Here is a 3,376-nt window from a genome sequence, read left to right as displayed (position 1 = left end):
GCCGGCGGCGGCGCGGGCTACCCGGGCGGCCCGGCCGGACCGCTCGGCTACCCGGCCGACTACCCCGGCGGCCCCGGCGGCCCGCGCAAGAAGCGCGGCGGCCTGGTCGCCCTGATCGCCGCCGTCGCGCTGGTCGCCGGCGTGGCCGGCGGGGCGCTCGGCGTGACCGTCGCGGACCGCAACGACCGCACCAACAGCGCCGACGACCACCGCAGCACCACCGTCCAGGCCAGCAACACCCAGAAGAACGAGCCCGCCCCCGGCTCGATCGCCGGCATCGCGCAGAAGGCGCTGCCCAGCGTCGTCACCATCAAGGCGCAGGGCAACGGCGAGTCGGGCACCGGCACCGGCTTCGTCTTCGACACCGAGGGCCACATCCTCACCAACAACCACGTGGTCGCGCCGACCCTCAACGGCGGCAAACTGACCGTCAAGTTCGCCGACGGCACGTCCTACAACGCGTCCGTGCTGGGCCACGCCGAGGGCTACGACGTCGCCGTGATCAAGATCGACAACCCGCCGAAGAGCAAGCTGGCCCCGCTTCCGCTGGCCGACTCCGACAAGGTCAACGTCGGTGACGCCACCGTCGCGATCGGTGCGCCGTACGGCCTGGAGTCCACCGTCACCAGCGGCATCGTCAGCGCCAAGGACCGCCCGGTCGCCTCCGGCGACGAGACCGGCGGCCAGTCCTCCTACATGAACGCCCTGCAGACCGACGCCTCGATCAACCCCGGCAACTCCGGCGGCCCGCTGCTCGACTCCAGCGGCTCGGTGATCGGCATCAACTCGGCGATCCAGTCCAACGCCTCCGCCAACGGCCGGGCCGGCAGCATCGGCCTCGGCTTCGCCATCCCGATCAACCAGGCCAAGTGGGTCGCCGACACCCTGATCAAGACCGGCAAGCCGGTCTACGCCAAGCTCGACGTGCTGCGCAACGACGACTACAAGGGTGATGGCGCGCAGATCCAGACCCGCGACATCCAGGGCCAGCCGGCCGTCACCCCCGGCGGCGCCGCCGACAAGGCCGGTCTCAAGCCGGGCGACGTCATCACCAAGCTCGGCGGAGTCCCGATCGACAACGGCCCCGCCCTGGTCAGCCGGATCTGGACGCACAAGCCCGGCGAGACCGTCGACGTCGAGTACACCCGCAACGGCCAGCAGTTCAACACCAAGGTCACCCTCGGCCAGCGGGACGGCGACAGCTGACCCCCACCCGCACGAAACGGTGTGCACCGAACCCCGCCGGACCCGTTAGGCTGACCTCCGCCTGGAGAGCTGCCCGAGCGGCCTAAGGGAACAGTCTTGAAAACTGTCGTGCGGTGACCCCGTACCGTGGGTTCGAATCCCACGCTCTCCGCTGGTTGGAGAACCACCTGCTCAGGGCGGGTATCGGCAGCAGCCGATACCCGCCCTTCTCCATTCTGTCCCGGGGTGTCCCACCCGAGTCCCGATGTCGTCCAGTGCGTGTGGAACATCCGTGGAACGGATCGGCACCTACTCGGCGCCGTACTCCTGGTCCAGGAACCGCTCGATCAGGTTGTTGGACCGGTCCTTCCGGCCGTCGAGCACCTTGGCGTAGAACTTGAAGAGCACCGTGATGCTGTGCCCCGCGCGGTGGGCGACCTCAGCCGGGTCAACGCCGGCCGCCAACCACCCGGACACGCAGGTGGCCCGCAGGTCGTACGGGACCTCAGCGAAGGGGGTCTTCACCTGTTCGGGGGTGAGCGCCAACTCCCGGGCCTTCTTCCAGACTTCCGAGGTCTCCTTCGTGCTGAGCAGCCCGCCCTCGGCGGCCTGGAACAGACGCCCGTCGAGGCCCAGCCCGAACTCGTCCACGTGCTCGCGCAGCATCCGGACGAACACCGGGGGGATCGGGATGTCCCGGGTGGCCGAGCGGGCGCGGTGCTTCAGCCCGCGCTCCTCATGGGACTGCCCGTCGTCGGTCCACCGTGAGCCAACCCGGGGCGAGCTGCCGGGCGCCACGATGAGACCCCATCCCGTCTTGGGGAGTGTGCAGTCGGCCAGGCGGAGGTGGGTGACCTCGGCCGGGCGGGTGGCAGCCCAGTTGATGCAGCCGTAGTACGTGGCCAGGTGGCGCCCGCGTGGGCCGAACGTCCGGACCGCTTCGATCAACTCCCGTGCCTGGCGCGGGGACGGAACGAATCGGAAGTCGATCTCGTCGTCCGTCTTCGGCGGCGTCCACTTCACGGACTTAAGCGGGTTCGCCGTGAGGAGCTTCCGCTCGATCGCATACCCGATTGCGCCGCTGAGGGTGGAGTACTTGCGCTTGATGGTGTTGTCCGCCGCGCGCTTTCCGTTCAGCTGCAAGGTGATGGCCGTCAGGGCCTCCCGGAGGGTGTCCGAGTCCTCCAACTGCGATACGGGCACCGACTTTTGGGCGAGCCAGCCGAGCGCTTCCGCGAACTTCGCCGGGATCTCGCCCCGGTGCTCGGAGAAGTTGAATGCCCAGCATGAGAGGGCCCTCCGTAGCACGGGTGCCGGCGGAGCCCCACGGTGATCCGTGACGAGCGCCGGAGTGATCGTGGCCAAACCATCCGCCCGCGCAGCTCGATCTTTTGCGGACGATCTGGGCCATGTGACCTCGGCATACTTCTTCGCGTGTTCGAACCACGACACCCGAGCCTGCTGCTGCGTCAGCGCTCGTAGCTCCGAGGCCGGTAGGCCGGTGTCGGTGTCGAACTGCTCGCCGTTGTTGATCGCGGTCAGCAGCTGGGCTCGCCGGCCGTCGGCGAGGGTCTTCGTGGCGAAGGTGCGAGAGTGCGGACTCTTCCCGACCCGCCACCGGAGCTGGTGAGGCTTCCGTCCCCGCTTCAGGTCGCGGAGCTTGTAGATCTGCACGTCGAACGTGAGCACGTGTTCTCCAAACGAAGGGGCCCCGGGTCAGCCGGGGCCCCCGATGACGTTGCCGGACGGTCAGGCGGCGGTGGACTGCTCCTGCGCGGCCCACCAGGCGTCGAGGTCGCTCCGGCGGACGCGGATCTGGCCGTTGGGGAGCTTCAGGAGCTTCGGCGCCGCTCCCCGAGCGACCATCCGGTAGAAGGCGGAGCGGGACATGTCCAGCTCTTCGAGCACGGCGGCGAGCTTCAGCTTCTGGTCCTGGGTAGCCACGGTGGCGCCTCCATTGGCGGTTGTGAGAGTTGCGCCGCACGACGTGGACTGCGAGACAGGGGCGAGAGGGATGCTTGCTGTGTGTTACGGCTCCGAGGTATGGGCGGGGGTTGGGCCCGGAAAGCGTCAGGGATGTCAGAGGAAATCGCTGACCTGCGGGTTTGGTTCCTGTCGGGGGGGGGGGGGGGGGGTGGGTGTTGGTGGTGTGTTGGGGTGTGTGGAGGGGTGAGTAGGTCGCGCTCACCAC

The 3,376-nt window shown here is 68.9% G+C and carries 3 protein-coding genes and 1 tRNA gene; 2 read left to right on the top strand and 2 right to left on the bottom strand.

Annotation, left to right across the window (positions count from 1 at the left end; genetic code table 11):
* Both ACFV6I_RS17170 and ACFV6I_RS17165 read left to right on the top strand, forming a co-directional pair.
* Positions 1 to 1,206: S1C family serine protease (locus ACFV6I_RS17170; protein ID WP_380426061.1), on the top strand; the 1,206-nt coding region annotated here is incomplete at its 5' end.
* Positions 1,207 to 1,269: 63 nt separating this feature from the next.
* Positions 1,270 to 1,357 (top strand) — tRNA-Ser (locus ACFV6I_RS17165).
* Between the two features lie 137 nt (positions 1,358 to 1,494).
* Here the strand turns inward: ACFV6I_RS17165 and ACFV6I_RS17160 are convergent.
* Together ACFV6I_RS17160 and ACFV6I_RS17155 are read right to left on the bottom strand one after the other, a co-directional pair.
* Complete coding sequence (locus ACFV6I_RS17160; RefSeq protein ID WP_380426059.1) at positions 1,495 to 2,874, bottom strand: tyrosine-type recombinase/integrase; 1,380 nt, start codon at positions 2,872 to 2,874, stop codon at positions 1,495 to 1,497.
* Between the two features lie 60 nt (positions 2,875 to 2,934).
* The gene (locus tag ACFV6I_RS17155) at positions 2,935 to 3,129 is read right to left on the bottom strand and encodes a helix-turn-helix transcriptional regulator (protein ID WP_380426057.1); all 195 of its coding nucleotides are present in this window, start codon (positions 3,127 to 3,129) and stop codon (positions 2,935 to 2,937) included.
* Positions 3,130 to 3,376 lie beyond the last annotated feature (247 nt).

Source organism: Kitasatospora sp. NPDC059803 (genome assembly GCF_042732255.1).
Classification (GTDB): domain Bacteria; phylum Actinomycetota; class Actinomycetes; order Streptomycetales; family Streptomycetaceae; genus Kitasatospora.
Note: the sequence above shows the minus strand (reverse complement) of the source record. Positions and strands in the feature narration are given on the sequence as shown.